This window comes from Pantoea sp. SO10, assembly GCF_005281435.1.
Taxonomy (GTDB): Bacteria; Pseudomonadota; Gammaproteobacteria; order Enterobacterales; family Enterobacteriaceae; genus Pantoea; species Pantoea leporis.
This window is the reverse complement of record NZ_CP040097.1, coordinates 42,204-56,914: the sequence shown is the minus strand read 5'-3', so window position 1 is coordinate 56,914 and position 14,711 is coordinate 42,204. Positions and strand designations below refer to the sequence as shown.

The 14,711-nt window shown below is 51.0% G+C and carries 12 protein-coding genes and 2 pseudogenes; all 14 read left to right on the top strand.

Annotated features, from left to right (window positions below; genetic code table 11):
• The first annotated feature begins 29 nt into the window (after window positions 1-29).
• Window positions 30-1,418, top strand: coding sequence for an SPI-7-type island replicative DNA helicase (gene dnaB-PI, locus FCN45_RS23215; protein WP_137387492.1), 1,389 nt, complete (start codon window positions 30-32; stop codon window positions 1,416-1,418).
• Complete coding sequence (locus tag FCN45_RS23210; protein WP_137387491.1) at window positions 1,415-2,932, top strand: ParB family protein; 1,518 nt, start codon at window positions 1,415-1,417, stop codon at window positions 2,930-2,932. Before dnaB-PI ends, FCN45_RS23210 begins: the two co-directional genes overlap by 4 nt.
• Window positions 2,933-2,935: 3 nt before the next feature.
• Window positions 2,936-3,520 carry a DUF2857 domain-containing protein gene (locus FCN45_RS23205; RefSeq protein WP_137387490.1) on the top strand — a complete coding sequence of 195 codons (585 nt, stop codon included), beginning with the start codon at window positions 2,936-2,938 and terminating at the stop codon, window positions 3,518-3,520.
• 45 nt (window positions 3,521-3,565) lie between these two features.
• Entirely contained in the window at window positions 3,566-3,814 is a 249-nt protein-coding gene (locus FCN45_RS23200) for a hypothetical protein (protein ID WP_137387489.1), read from the top strand.
• A gap of 75 nt (window positions 3,815-3,889) precedes the next feature.
• Entirely contained in the window at window positions 3,890-5,074 is a 1,185-nt protein-coding gene (locus tag FCN45_RS23195; protein ID WP_137387488.1) for an STY4528 family pathogenicity island replication protein, read from the top strand.
• Window positions 5,075-5,261: 187 nt separating this feature from the next.
• Window positions 5,262-5,975, top strand: coding sequence for a PFL_4669 family integrating conjugative element protein (locus FCN45_RS23190; RefSeq protein WP_137387487.1), 714 nt, complete (start codon window positions 5,262-5,264; stop codon window positions 5,973-5,975).
• A gap of 10 nt (window positions 5,976-5,985) precedes the next feature.
• Window positions 5,986-6,540: a hypothetical protein gene (locus FCN45_RS23185; RefSeq protein WP_168197495.1), complete on the top strand. Its 555-nt coding sequence runs from the start codon at window positions 5,986-5,988 to the stop codon at window positions 6,538-6,540.
• Between the two features lie 14 nt (window positions 6,541-6,554).
• Window positions 6,555-8,621, top strand: a complete 2,067-nt coding sequence (locus FCN45_RS23180) for a DNA topoisomerase III (protein ID WP_137387485.1) — start codon at window positions 6,555-6,557, stop codon at window positions 8,619-8,621.
• 328 nt (window positions 8,622-8,949) lie between these two features.
• A pseudogene (locus FCN45_RS23175) lies at window positions 8,950-9,431 on the top strand (STY4534 family ICE replication protein).
• 56 nt (window positions 9,432-9,487) lie between these two features.
• Window positions 9,488-10,096, top strand: a complete 609-nt coding sequence (locus FCN45_RS23170; protein ID WP_137387484.1) for a single-stranded DNA-binding protein — start codon at window positions 9,488-9,490, stop codon at window positions 10,094-10,096.
• 60 nt (window positions 10,097-10,156) lie between these two features.
• Window positions 10,157-10,302, top strand: a pseudogene (locus tag FCN45_RS23165) (DUF4160 domain-containing protein); the annotation flags it as partial.
• 371 nt (window positions 10,303-10,673) lie between these two features.
• Window positions 10,674-13,088, top strand: a complete 2,415-nt coding sequence (locus tag FCN45_RS23160; protein WP_137387483.1) for a hypothetical protein — start codon at window positions 10,674-10,676, stop codon at window positions 13,086-13,088.
• Between the two features lie 201 nt (window positions 13,089-13,289).
• Window positions 13,290-13,937 carry a PilL N-terminal domain-containing protein gene (locus FCN45_RS23155; protein WP_137387482.1) on the top strand — a complete coding sequence of 216 codons (648 nt, stop codon included), beginning with the start codon at window positions 13,290-13,292 and terminating at the stop codon, window positions 13,935-13,937.
• Entirely contained in the window at window positions 13,934-14,701 is a 768-nt protein-coding gene (locus tag FCN45_RS23150) for a DUF2275 domain-containing protein (RefSeq protein ID WP_137387481.1), read from the top strand. The genes FCN45_RS23155 and FCN45_RS23150 overlap by 4 nt, the downstream gene beginning before the upstream one ends.
• Window positions 14,702-14,711 lie beyond the last annotated feature (10 nt).

Sequence of the window (14,711 nt, the reverse complement as noted above, 5' to 3'; positions counted from 1 at the left end):
ATCCACTCTATTTGTGGAGGAAACTATTCATGCCTGAAAAGCTGAAAGACGTTATAGCCATTCCTTATCATACCGACGCTGAGCAGTGTGTTCTGGGGGCGCTCATGCTCGATAATGACCGATGGGATGATATTAACCTTCTGATTACCGCTGATGACTTCTTTGTGAGCGCTCATCGCGCAATTTATCGTGCAATGAGCGCCCTGGCATCCCGGCTACAACCGTTCGATCTCATTACTCTCAGTGAAACGCTTGAACGGGATGGGCGGCTTGATACGGCGGGCGGATTCGCTTACTTGGCTGAGATCGGTAAAAACACGCCTTCAGCAGCAAACATACTTTCCTATGTGGGCATCGTCCTCGAAAAGAGCAGGCTGAGACAGTTGCAGATCATTGGCAATTCGCTTTTGGCTGATATCAGGGGTAACAGACTGAGCTCTTTAAATGTTGCCTCCCAGGCTGAGGAAGCACTTTTCACACTGAGTGAGAAGGGGCAACACGCAAACGAGTGCGAAACCGAAATTTTGCAGGCGCTTGACCAGTTACTGAGCAAGCTTGAAGTGGCCACAGCAGCTGACACTGGAATTACCGGCACTGCCACAGGAATGGCCGAGGTTGATTTTATGACCTGCGGACTTCAGCCGGGCGATTTGGTTATTCTCGCCGCGCGGCCTTCCATGGGAAAAACTTCACTGGCACTCAGCTGGAGTATCGGGGCGCTGATGAGCCGGCCGCAAGAAAGTGTGTTCATTTTCAGCATTGAAATGCCAACCGAGCAGCTGATGATGCGGATGCTGTCCATGCGCAGCAGGGTAGAACTCAACCACCTGCGCAGCGGCAATCTCAGTGATGAGGATTGGGGAAGGATCAGCATGGGTGCTAAGGAGATGGCTGAATGGCGCGAGCGATTAGTCATTGATGATAACAGCAGCCAGACGCCGGCCGCGCTTCGCACCCGGGCTCGCAGATATATCCGTAAATACGGCAAACCCTCTCTCATCATGGTCGATTACCTGCAACTTGTCCGCTGTCAAGAGATGGAAAACCGTACCCAGGAAATCGCCGAAATCTCCCGATCGCTCAAAGCGCTGGGTAAAGAACTCGGCTGCCCCATCCTTGCACTCTCACAGCTCAACCGTCAGGTAGAGCAGCGTGCCGACAAACGTCCTAACAATGGTGACCTTCGGGATTCGGGGGCGCTTGAGCAGGACGCAGACCTGATTGCTTTTATCTATCGCGATGAGGTTTACCACGCTGATACGGCGCATCCGGGGCAGGCCGAAATCATCATCAGTAAACAACGGCAGGGACCTACGGGCACCATCAAAACCCAGTTTGACGGCAGATTTACCCTCTTCAGTGAATATCCTGAGGGCGGGTATGACTTTGGTTATGATTTCAGGAGCACAGGCAAATGAGTCAATTTCAGCGTGTTGCAACACCGTCCGGCAGTGAAAATCTGGCTAGGATTTTCACTCTCGATGAACTCTGTCTGAATCCTGATAATCCGCGCAAAAGCCGCAATCCTCTTTTTGAGGATTTGAAAGCGTCTATCCGAGCGCGCGGGCTTAATTCCGTGCCGTTTGTGACGCGCGATCCCCGTATTCCTGAAGGAAAGTGGACTTTCAGTGACGGGGGGAACACGCGTTACACCATCATGCGTGAGCTTTGGGATGAAACCGGAGATCAGCGGTTCTTTAAAATGACCTGCATTGAAAAGCCCTGGCCTGGCCGTTTTCAATGCATTGCAGGGCATCTCGCAGAAAACGAAACCCACGGACAGCTGACTTTTATAGATAAGGCTCTTTCCGTCAGTGAAGCGAGAATATTGCTTGAAGAAGAACGTGGGAAGAAAATCTCATTGCGCGATCTCGCTGCAGAACTTACCAATAATGGCCTTCCAGTACATTTTTCAAGCGTAAGCCGTATGGAAGATGTGGTTACAAACATCTATCCGTGGATGCCTGGTTTGCTGGGGTCGGGGTTCGGTGGGCGGGAGCTCAGAAAACTGCTCAAGCTGCGCCATGGCGCTGAAACAGTCTGGGATAAATATCATTCAAATAAAGATGCCTGTACCGAGAACAATTTCACGAGTGTGTTTGGGCAGTGCTGCCAGAAATTTGATGATCCTGAACTATGGTCACTGGAAATGTTCACTGATGAACTTATTGGTGATCTGAATGCGGCCTTTCCAAGTGATGACCTTGACTACGATGGATGGTTACTGGAGCTGCGCGGTGCTGATAAGGCAAAGGCGGAACCTGCTGAAGACATCACCATAGCCGTTTCACCCGCTTTGCCGGCCACCTCGTCAACAGTGGCAAATGATGATGCCGGTGCGCTTATTGATCCATTGGATGAGCAACCATCAGATGACATTTCCCTGATGAAAAGGAGTCCGCGAAATACCGTCACTGAAGTTAAGACTCCCGCTGAAATCAGCGATTCTGAAGTTTCAACCATTTTGGTAAAGGATGAAACTCCTGCCACCCAATGTCTTGATGATCCCCTTCAGCCAGTGGCTACGCCAGATAACCATTCCCTCTGGCATCTCAGCGCCTTACAGGACGATATTGAGCACCTGCAAAGTAATGCATGGCGCCTCTGTTGGGACATCGCCAGCGCTCATGGCTGTGGTGACGCGTTAGAACCCGCCAATGAAAATGCGTTACAGCCTGGTTACCGGCTTTCAGGGGTTATAGATGATGCTCAAGTTGTGCCCTTATTCCTCGCTTTCCTGGCTGACGATACGGCTTGTCGGGACTCTGTGAACTTAACGTTTAAATTGCTGATCGGGTCATCTGATTCAGCCACGCCTGTTTTTGATGACGAGCAAACTCTGATGGTGTTTCGGCTAATCAGGATCCTTCGTCGTCTCCGCGAACTGCAGCGCAAGGGTGCTGCGTCAATTGTTCCTGTAAATGAAGGGTAACTGATGAACACGAACCTATCCCGGGCAGCGAATGGCTTCCTGCTTGACCTGGTTATGGAGCTGAAAAACGGCTTTATACGCCGCTGTGACAAAATGGGTCTGACATCTGAAGAGATCGCCACGCTGAAGGATGTGACCTTAGAAGATATCCATTACATCGTCAACAGCGAGGTCTCGGTTCTCTCATTCCAGATAAATCAGGACAATCTGGCAAGGCTGATGACGCAAGCAAGGGAGGATCAGACGCGAAAGCAACGGATTGACCGTGCGCTTGCTTTGGGGGGCTCAATCAAACTGATGGAGCATTTCTTCGGGCTGATGAGTAATGACGTAGCCGCGCGTCGCAGGATCGCGGGCATAAAAGTGCGTGCAGGCCGGGGAATCGTCCTCAGCGAGGAACAGAGTACCGAGCTATGGGAAATCTGGGCGGCAAATGGCAGTCAAAAACTGCGTAGTGAAACGGACGAGGGGCTGGATTTGATGCTGCTTGCTGCCGAACAGATGGATATCTCACTGACCGCTGTCTGGAATACCGTTCTCAAATGGGAGAGTGAGCATCTCACCGCGGCCACCCGGAGAAGAGCATGACTGTTACCGCTGTGAAATACATTCACTGTAATCAGGAGGGGCAGAATGCGGTCTTGTGAAGTTATACCGGGTCTTAAAGCCCCGGTTACTGCTCCATCTTCACTGCGAAAAAAAGCGACCCGCGCGGTGCTTCGATTCTGGCAGGGTGAGCGTAACTATAAACGTCTGAATGAAAACCGAACCGGCTATTACAAGATCGATCTTGGTCCGTTCTGGCGACTGCTCAGCCGCGATGAAGGGCGCACCTGGGAGATGATGAATCATGAGCGCTATAACACGGCTATGCGCAACTGAAATATAGCCAGAATGCTGAGCGTTGCGCCTTGAGTGGCACAGTGCTCAGCATTTTTTGCATTCAGAAGGTGAAGAATGACATTACCGGATGACAGCCTTATCCATCAGGCAGTCAATAAATTAATCGATCGGCTGGCGTGTTTGCCGGAAGAGCAAAACAACTGTGTCCGTGGAGGTCTGTTATTCACGGGTAACATACATGATTCCATGCCGCGCCGGTTGCTTCTGGACCCACGCCTCTCTCCGCTGGACAAAATGGGCTGGATAATCATCCGCCTGCACGCGTTGAGCAATGACGGTGCCGTTTTTCCCTCTTATGAAGAGCTGCAGCTGCAGCTGGCAACGCCGGGAAAAGGCAAAGCGTCCAGAGAGACCATCAGCCGCATACTCCTCATGCTTCGCATCACTGGCTGGCTCAGCCTCTGCAAACGCGTCAGGGATGAAAAGGGTAGGGTAAGAGGCAACATCTATGCGCAACACGATGAGCCGTTGTCATTTTGTGACGCAGAAATGTTCGATCCGCACTGGCTTAAAACCGTTGCGGAAGCCTGCCTGAGTAGCAACCGCACCATCAGTTCCACAGCGAAATCAGTCATCAGTGAAATTCGGCTGGATCCCGCAATGGCTCACCACCGCAGCCACCTTCAAATGTTAAATGCTCGGTTGGGTGCCGTTCAGAGCCCTGAAGAGCTGGCCTGCCGGACTGTACCCGAACCGACGAGTCATTTACCGGGTTCGGATTCCGAACTCAGCTTAAATGTGCAGGCTCAGAAGCAGGGTTCGGTATCCGAACTCAGAGGTGGCGCGGGGCATAACGGCCGGGTTCGGAATCCGAACAGTTACGTACGTAGTTTTACTACTAATACAGATAAAACATACGTAAACGATTCGGTTTGCCTGCCCGACAATTTCGCATCCCTACTGAAACCTGAAGATCGGGAGATGGTTAATCGCCAGTTGCAGGCGTTACCGGCTGAGAGATCTGCGCTGGTACTGTCGAATATTATCCGGGCGCAGCGTGAAGGCAGCCTGCAAAACCCGCTTGGCTGGCTGCTGACAGTGCTCAAAAAGGCCAGGCAGGGGACGCTTTATCCTGCTGAAAGCGGGACGAAAGTATCAGATAACCCCGGCCATGCGTTACGCCCGGAATTACGGCTCTTCAGGCCTTCTGCTTCTGAAGACAGGAAGTCCTGCAGTAACGAGCGCGTCAGAGAGATATTACAGAGTCTTCGTGAGTCTGTTGGACCTCAGAGGAAATGAGCTGGCGTTGACAGGTGTATATAAAACATACGGTGTTGCACCGTGCAACACTGGTTATTAATTGAACTGTTTTTTTAGAAAACAAATTTTCATTTTTGAAAATCTGATTTCGCATTGTTTACGGTCCTTCCAGGAATGAGGATCGCCACTTACTTAACGAGAAGCCTTTGCCTATCAGGAGACAGCTATGGCCGAACAGACATCTCCCCAAACCTCGCCCCGGCGGTCTGGCGGATTGGTATCCACACTGACTGTTGAGCTGCATTCACACTATGCAATCAGGCTCTGGGAAGGGCGAAATCGCTCTGATGAAAAAGACAATAAGGAATATCGCCACAAAATCCCTGGCATGCCGGAAGCTATCGCGCGGGCTGGATATGCAGGTCGCGATGCAGCGGCAGGCAATCCCTACGGTGACGAGTTTCTGGTCAACCTTGAAGAAGCCATCAGGGTGGCGACTAAAAAGGTGGAGGAGCAGGTCAGGATTATCGCAAAAATTACCGCAGCCATTCCGGCCGGCATCAGCATTTCAGACGTCACCTCTTCCGAACCGCTTAATCTGGATGTGTTCAGCCGATCACCCCTAGGGTATCGCTGTGTCTGGCTGCTGGTTCATTACGACCAGTTGGCGTTAAAAGCATTTGGGGCTTTCCATTATGGTCTCATTAACCGCTCGCAGCGCGATCAGTTCCTTGAAACAGGCAGTAAAGCTGTTCGTGTGGTGTACGGCCTTATCCAGAATTACCGGAGCATGCCGGTGACCTACGAGGATATCCGTAATAAAACCGCGCGGGGTCTGGTGGCTATCAAGCGTCTGGGCGAACCCGATCCGGCAGTGATGTCGGGTGAGAAACGCTCTTCATTCTCCACCCTTACTGCTGATACCTCTGAGGACAACTAATTTGAAATGGATGATTATTTCAGGCGCTGTCTGCGTCCTGCTGAGCGGCTGTGCCGGCTCTGATTTAGCCAGCATCAATAAAAACATCAGCGATACCGCTTTCAGCATCAGCAAAACGCTGCGCGGCGATGACGCGAACTCTATGGACTCCGGCAACGGCATGCCGGTGCTGACCAAAGCCTCTGGCTCTGCCGGGAAGAATAAAAGCAAACAGTTCAGCGTGCCGGTTGATATCGATACGGCCGCTGCACGCCTGAAGCGACATTATGGCTATGTCAGCGCTGAGGAGATTGAACGCATCCGTTCAAAAGTTCGTAACAGCCGGTGGAGTGCGGCAGCCATTCAGGATTCACATCCGGTCTGGGAAGCAGTTCCGGGAAGTTCTTATCGCATGGGCAGCGACGTTAGCGACAACGATCATATGGACATCGAGCTCGAAAAGAACGGTGCAGAAACGCGGGTGTATGTGACGTACAAATCGCCCGTCCCGTCGCACCTGACCGGCAGCAATTTCAATAACGTTCTGACTCAGGTCCGCCAGGTTGCCTCTGGTCAGACACGCTAATACCGGAGACCCGCATGGAGCTCTATCTGTGTGAAAAACCCTCTCAGGCCAAAGATATTGCCCGCGTGCTGGGTGTCAGCCAGCGCGGGCAGGGATGTATCACCGGCGGTAACATCACGGTGACGTGGGCTGTGGGGCATTTGCTGGAAACGGCCAGCCCTGAAACGTATGGTGAACAGTTTGGCCGCCCGTGGCGCACGGAAGTGCTGCCCGTTATTCCGGATCGCTGGCAGATGACCGTCAAGAAAGACACTGCCGATCAGTTTGGCGTCATCAGAAAACTGCTGAAGCAGGCCAGTGAAGTGGTCATTGCAACCGACGCCGATCGGGAAGGTGAGGTGATTGCGCGTGAGCTGATGGAATACTGCCACTACAGCGGTGCCGTGCGCCGGCTGTGGCTTTCCGCGCTTGACGAAGCGAGCATAAAAAAAGCGCTGAATGAAATGTTGCCGGGTGAAAAAACCGAAAAACTCTACCAGGCCGGAATCGGTCGTGCGCGGGCTGACTGGCTTATCGGGATGAATCTGACCCGGTTTTATACCGTGAAAGCCGGTGAAGCCGGCGTATCAGAGGTGTATTCCGTTGGAAGAGTTCAGACGCCCACGCTCGCCATTGTGGTTAATCGGGATCATGAAATTGCCGGCTTTACGCCACAGCCGTGGTGGAAGGTCAGGGCACAGCTGGAAAAGGACGGGATTGCCTTTGAAGCCGAATGGGTTGCGGCGGGGCAATATTGCGACAGTGAAAATCGCTGCGTGAATCAGCAGGTTGCACAGGCAGTCGGGCAGCTCTGCCAGAAAGCCGAATCCGGCAGCGTGATTTCCGTTGAGAAAAAGCGCGATAAAATCCCGGCACCGCTCTGTTTTTCTCTTGGCGATCTTCAGGAGGCCTGCAACCGCAAATGGGGCTTTGGGGCTAATGAGGTCCTGTCTATCGCCCAGTCATTGTATGAAAAACACAAAGCGACGACCTACCCACGTACCGACTGCGGCTATCTCCCGCTTTCGATGCGGGCGGAGGCCAGCGACGTGCTGGACGCGATACAGCGCTCGGACCCGACAATCAGCGCTGAGATTGCGCAACTTGATTCTGCATTCAACTCGCGCGTCTGGAACGACAAAAAAATTACGGCGCACCATGCGATTATTCCCACGCGGCAGCCGTTCGAAATAGCAAAACTGAATGCAAAAGAGCTCAAAGTCTATTCGCTCATCCGGCTGCACTATCTGGCACAGTTTATGCCGCTGCAGGAAACCGATGTGACGGATGCCACCTTCAACATCGGCAATCAGCTTTTCCGCACACGGGGGCGCGTGATGATCCACGCCGGCTGGAAATCACTCTTTAACGCAGAGCAGTCGGAGGAGGCTGACGGTGATAAAGAGTCGTCCGCGCAGCTACCTGCGCTTGAGCAGGGCGCTGCCTCCACGGTTACCGGTGCGGTCGTTAAAGATAATATGACCAAAGCGCCGCCGCACCATACCGAAGGCACGCTGATAGCGGCCATGAAAAACGCGGCAAGCCTGGTCACGGATCCCCAGCTAAGGAAGGTGCTGCGTGAGAATGCCGGGCTGGGGACGGAAGCGACGCGCAGCGGCGTGCTGGAGACGCTGTTTAAGCGGGGCTTCCTGGAGAGAAAGGGGAAGTTCATCCTGTCCACTCAGATGGCGCACGAGCTCATCGCCGCACTGCCTGAAACACTGACCAGCCCCGGCATGACGGCCCTCTGGGAGCAGGCGTTGGATGATATCGCCCAGGGGAAAAGTGAGCTCGGCGATTTTATGCAAAAGCAGAGTCAGTGGACCCGGCATCTTATCGAAAAAGGGCGGGCGACTGCCTTCAACGTCACGGCGCTGACCGGCCCTGTCTGCCCGATTTGCGGTGGCCCGACCCGGCTGTGCAAGAAGAAACAGGGCAATTTCTGGGGCTGCATGAAGTATCCGGACTGTAAGGGGATCATTGGTGAGGCAAACCGTAAAAACCGTCGTCAGGCGGCGGGTAAAACTCGGGGGGCCGGCCGGGGTCGAAAAGCGCCGGCTTCTGCGCCGGCAAGTCTCAATCTGACGAGTCGCAAAGGTTGACAGCCGCGATTTTTGGCTTAAAAATTAACGGGCTTACCTGTCGTCTCTGACGACCACCAATGATTCCTGGCCTGAGAGAATCGCCTTCGGGTGGCTGAACATAACACTCCTGTAGCCTGCAAGGGAGAACATATCAGTGTGGTACATCTGCTCGCCTTTGGAAGCAGATATCGTCAATTACGGCTCCTACTGCCTGGCGATGAAGGTTCATTCAACTATCAAGACAGTCAGAATTTAGCTGATTCTGACTCCCCGACGGGAATTCTTCTCCCGTCCGGGCAGAAGTTTTCTCCGTCGAACCTTTTTTGACCTCCATGGAGAAAACATCATGTCTGTAAACAACACTTCAAATGCCAGCAACACCGGTAAATCAAAAGACTACTTCAACCTGACCATCAACGGACTGGGCTATCTCAGCAACGTGCGGCAGGTCAATGCTCAGTCCGGCACCTTTATCAGCTGCGTGATCAACGCACTGTCAGGACCGGCCGACAGCCCTTCTTACGTGCGTTTCGACGTCACGGTTGCCGGCAAAGAAGCCAGTAGCCTCATTAACCGCTGTCAGAAGGCGGTGGATGAAGACAAGAAATTGCTGATTGGCTTTGTACTGAGTAACCCGTCAACCGACATTTTTCAGCTGAAAAATGGTGAGCACGCCGGTGAAAGCCGCGTCAGCTTGGAAGCCCGCCTGATTAAAGTGGACTGGATCAAGATAGGCCAGGACATGGTCTTCAAGACTAAACGCGCTGAACCCATCCGACGCAGAATGCCGCTTCTCAGCAGCAAGCCTACGCCGAAAACTCATTCTGATTGTTCACCAAAGCCTGCTCTCTTCTGAGCAGGCCTTTCTCTGAAGGAGCATGCTTATGTCCTCTCGCGGCGTAAACAAAGTTATTCTGGTCGGCAATCTCGGACAGGATCCTGAAATCCGCTATATGCCTAACGGCGGCGCGGTCGCTAACCTTTCACTGGCAACGTCAGAGTCATGGCGCGATAAGCAAACCGGTGAAAACCGGGAAGTCACTGAATGGCATCGCGTGGTGCTGTTTGGCAAGCTGGCAGAAGTTGCCGGTGAATACCTTCGCAAAGGTTCTCAGGTGTATATCGAGGGACAGCTGCGCACCCGCAAATGGCAGGACCAGAGCGGGCAGGACAAATACTTAACTGAAGTGGTTGTGAACGTGGGCGGCACTCTGCAGATGTTAGGGGGGCGTCAACCGAACAGCAATCAACCACAACACAGCGGTGGCTGGGGCCAGCCACAGCAGCCGGCGTCACAGCCTTCCTCCGCTCCGCAGCCGAAAGGCGGAAGGGATCAGGGAAACCAAAAACGGGGATCGCAGCGTCACAGTGCTTCTCAATCCGCTCCGCAGCAGCCTGCGTCACAGTCGCAACCTGCAGGGGACTGGGATGATGACATACCGTTCCTCGGACACGGTTACGGTATCGCAAAACATGCCGCAGGCGCTCTCTGAACCGCCACTTCCTCATACCGCTGCAGTTAATTTCACCAAATCCCTTAAAGGTTACTGACGATGCCTGTCATACTTAGGCTGAACGGTTTTCGGTTCTTTTTCTATTCCAACGAAGGCAATCCGCGCGAACCTGCTCACATTCATGTGATGAAGCTGGCACTGAAGTAAAGTTCTGGCTGAAACCTGTTGTGAAACTGGTGCGTAATTGAACCCCATCCGACGTAGAATGCTGCTTCTCAGCAGAAATCCTACGCCGAAAACTCATTCTGATTGTTCACCAAAGCCTGCTCTCTTCTGAGCAGGCCTTTCCCTATAGAAGCATGCAAGCCCTATCATAAATTACTTCATGCATCTTAATAAAACATCCTGCCGGACGAGAAAGGGCAGTAGATGGACAGAACTCTTGATAAAGATTAAAAAAATTTAGCGTCAAAAACTGCAATCAAGGTAATCTGTAATCGCGCCTATAAGGTGTCAATAGATAGCTGATGACCAAGATTTATTGTCAGTCTAGTTGTTTATTTCTGCTAAGGTCTAGTTTTCAGTTTTTTTAATCAGGATTTCAGGATAGGAAGAAATGAAAGACTACTTTTTTAATATTCAAGAAAAAATAGAGACGTGTTCATCAGACGTTGAGTGTCGAGTTCGAGCTGTTGCCTGTATCCGTTTACTGCTTCAACAAGTCACTTATGGTTTATTGGAATGGGTTTCTAAACAACGGCCAAATAATGAACTACAGCCAGAGCATTCAATTATTCAATCTTTAAGAGCACCAGCTGATGGTTCATTAGTGGATGCCTTGGAAACCTTGTTGATATCTTGCGAGCAACTTGGATGGGCTGGAGTATCTAGAATACTTCTAAAAAGGGTATCAGACAGGGCTGCAGTCAGAATATGCTCTAAAGGGCAAAATACTCTTATTGGATTACTACGCTGCCTTGTTTTAATGAGAAACGATGGTGCGGAAGGACATGGTTTGGTAGGAGGCTATGATCGTGAAGCAGAATTAGACGCATTAAAATTTATTGTTGAAAGTTTGCTTCCAGTGCTTCCCGTGTTGGCAGATGATGGTTCTACGGCATCACTTGGCAATGAGAGAGTTACCTTTAAATTGGATTTCATCCGAGGGTGGAATGGTTCTCCTGCATTAATCAGGAAGATAAAAATACTTTCAACCGAGCGAGTTAGGGCAGTCTGTCAAATTGATGATGGGGATGTGAATAGAAAGGATTTTAATTATGACTCGGTTAATCCTTTTCACGGCCTGTCGGGGAGTAAATTACCTGAACCTATAATTTGGAATAACGCTTGGGAGCCACTTTGTTACCTTCCAGATAAGACCACCGACTCATTTACAGGTAGAAATACCCAAATTCAAGAGTTGAAAGAATGGATGGATGACGAGGGATCTCGTGCTTGCCTTCTTTACGGTGATGGGGGATATGGTAAAACTACGTTGGCATTAGAATTTTTACACCGCGTTTTAGATGAAGACATACAAGTAGAATGGAATCCTAAAGTTGTTTTGTATTATACAGCAAAGCGATGGCAGTGGGGACTTAATGGGCTTCAGCCTATTGCAGCAGGTCAACCTCATCTTATGGAGCTTTTATCCTTTCTACATATGTTATTATTTGGTGGCTATCCTACAGCAGATTTTTATAAATTCGATCTTTCGCAAGCTGCGATTCAACTTCAAGGAAAGATCAAAAGAGAATTAGATTATGCAAGAAAGGACATTCTTGTAGTAATTGATAATGCCGAAACATTAATTGAAAACGAAGATGAGCGTCTCACTTTAGGTAAGGAGTTGAAAGAAATATCAAGACGTATTGGGCGTGTACTTTTAACGTCTCGTAGACATGAGCACATTGAAGCGGCACCCGTTGCGGTTAATGTACTTTCAGAAGATGAAGCAGTTAAATTTTTGCGTGACCGTGCTGAAAAACTCAATTTGAACATTGTAAAAAAGGCTAAGGATAGTGAAATTATTGAGGCAATAAAAAAACTGGAGAGGCGACCAATAGTTTTGGAAGCTTTTTCGAATGCATTAACAGATTCTGCAATAAGAAAAATTGAACATGCTTCTACGCGTGTTTTCACAATGTTGAGAAAAGACTTAGGTGAGTTTTTATTTGCAGATGCTTGGGCGAGATTGAGCCAAGATGTAAGGCGATTACTTCTGTTAATGACACAAGTTGGTGATGTTCATGATGCACAATCATTGCGGATATGCTCCGATGTTGTTGGGGTTTCTGCACAGTCAGCTGAAGCTGCATTGGAGGAATCTGGGGGAATAGCTTCTATGGTTAGTATCCAAGGTTCAATACAGATTACTTTTTCAAAAAATTTCCTGGAATATGCTAGAGATAAACATGTCAGGCTCAAAAGTGGCGAGAGTAGTCCAAGTAAAGATGAGATAGCTAAAGCAACGGGGCAATATTCTGCATTCATAAGAAAATCCCAACTTTTTTCTGGTGATCGTGTAGTTCAGGCATTCAGAACTCCTCAAGCTAAAGCTGCACATCGAGAGAGGCAGGAAGGCAATTTTGTTGAAGCAAGGAGACTTTATGATGCTGCAATATTGACTGATAGCACAAACGGATGGTTGCGTGATAGGTTTGCATATTTCTTATGCCATGACATCAGAAATCATGAAGCAGCACTTCATCAAGCTAAAAAGGCAGTTGAATTGTTGCCAGATGAAGGCGAAGTTTGGCTAACCCGTGGGCTTATTGAGGCACGTTTGGGACAGGTAAGAGCTTGTACTATTTCAACTGAAAAAGCTGAAAGCTTGGGCATAAAATGGTCACGTTGTTCAATACAACGTGCTTGGGCTTATTTAAAAACCAAACCAGCGCAATTAGGATTAGCTGAAAAAGAGCTTTCAAGATTAAAAACTCAGATAAGAATTGACCCACACGACGTAAGGCTACAGCAAGAAGTCAATATTATTGAGTTAAGACTTAAGTATATGATGAGTATAGTTTAAATTAACTTTTTCATCGAAGCACTGTTATATGGTGGAGTTGGTATAATGCTCCCGTTACATAAGCTTGCATTAGAGTGCTGATTAAAAACGCTGACTCACGTCGGCGTTTTTTTTTTGAAAACGCAAAAAGAGTTGTTGATAGAAGCCTGTTGAAGAGTTGCGCACAGTGATGCCTGTTCACACTGTACAGGAACTTTTCCGATGAAATTTAATGCCGTCTTTGCCGCTTTACCCCTTGCGCTGCTGACGGGGTGTATTCAGCAGCCCCAGAAGCTACAGGATCGGGCACCTTCAGGACCGGTTGCCCCGGTCAGCGTCACCCGCAACGTCCAGACATCTGCTGATGATGTTTACGCGCGGACGCCCGAGGTGGTTCGCTACGATCGTTACCTGCTTGTCAGTACGGATCCTCAGGCCGTGCAACGCGACCCCCTCTCACAGATTATTGATGTGCGTATTCCTTCCTCGGTTCAGCCAACCGTGGCCGATGCCATGCGTTATGCGCTGAAGCAGTCCGGCTACTCACTGTGTCAGACAGGACCGTCCAACGGCGTGCTGTATCGCCAGCCGCTGCCGGCCGTCCAGTTCCAACTGGGTCCGATGCGTCTTCGCACCGCGCTGCAGGTGCTGGCGGGACCCGCATGGGAGCTGGAAGTGGATGACGTGCAGCGCGTGGTCTGCCACAGCCTGCGTGCCGGCTATCAGTTGCCTGCGACGCACCTGCCGCCGCGCCCTGCCAGCGCATACGCGTCGGCGGCAGCTACGTCATCCGCCGTCAGTCCCTCTCAGGTCACTGGTCCCCGTTCCATTCAGGCCCAGCCTGCTCACGGAGGGTGGCTGACAAAATGACAACAGAAACCTCCTTTCCTGATGAGAACGCTGATGACGTTATTCCGTCATCAGGTAGCCGTTTCAGCACCGTAAAGCATCACCTGCCTGCAATAGGACAGTTAGCGCTTTCGGCTGCTGCCATTGTGCTGGCTTTTGTTTCGCTTCGCAGCGGCGTGTCGCAGGAAAACCGCCTCAGCCACGTCGAGAAGCAGCAAAACGTGGTTTACACCCAGGCACTGGCGAAGACTGACCTTGAACCTGTTCAGGCAACCATTAACGCGCAGGGTGAGGCGATCAAACGACAGCAGGATCAGCTTAATACCGTTCAGAAGTCTCTCGATGACTGGTCCGCCAGAGGATTACCTGAGGCAGTCAGTCAGGTTCGCCAGTCGCTCAGTGAGCTGAGTCAGGCGCAGAGGTCACTGCAGGGCCGGCAGGCTGAACTGGATCAGGCCGTTACCGCGCTGCAGCACGCACCTCAGAAAGCGCAGCAGACCACGGCGGAACCTGAAGCGACAAAAGTCGTAAAAAAGCCGGCACCCGCTAAGCCGCATAAAACCGTCAGAAGCGTGGCGCGTAAAGCGCCCTTTGTGCTGACCGGCGTAGAAAAGCGGGGGGCGACGTCGTTTGCGGCCATTGCGCCGACGGGATTCAGCTCACTGTCTGAAATCCGCCTTATCGGCGAGGGGCAGACCGTTAATGGCTGGACGCTGGTCAATGCCGGCTACGGACAGGCGCAATTTCGCGTGAATGGACGCTTAACTACTGTCAACGTTCGCTAACGGAGGCGAT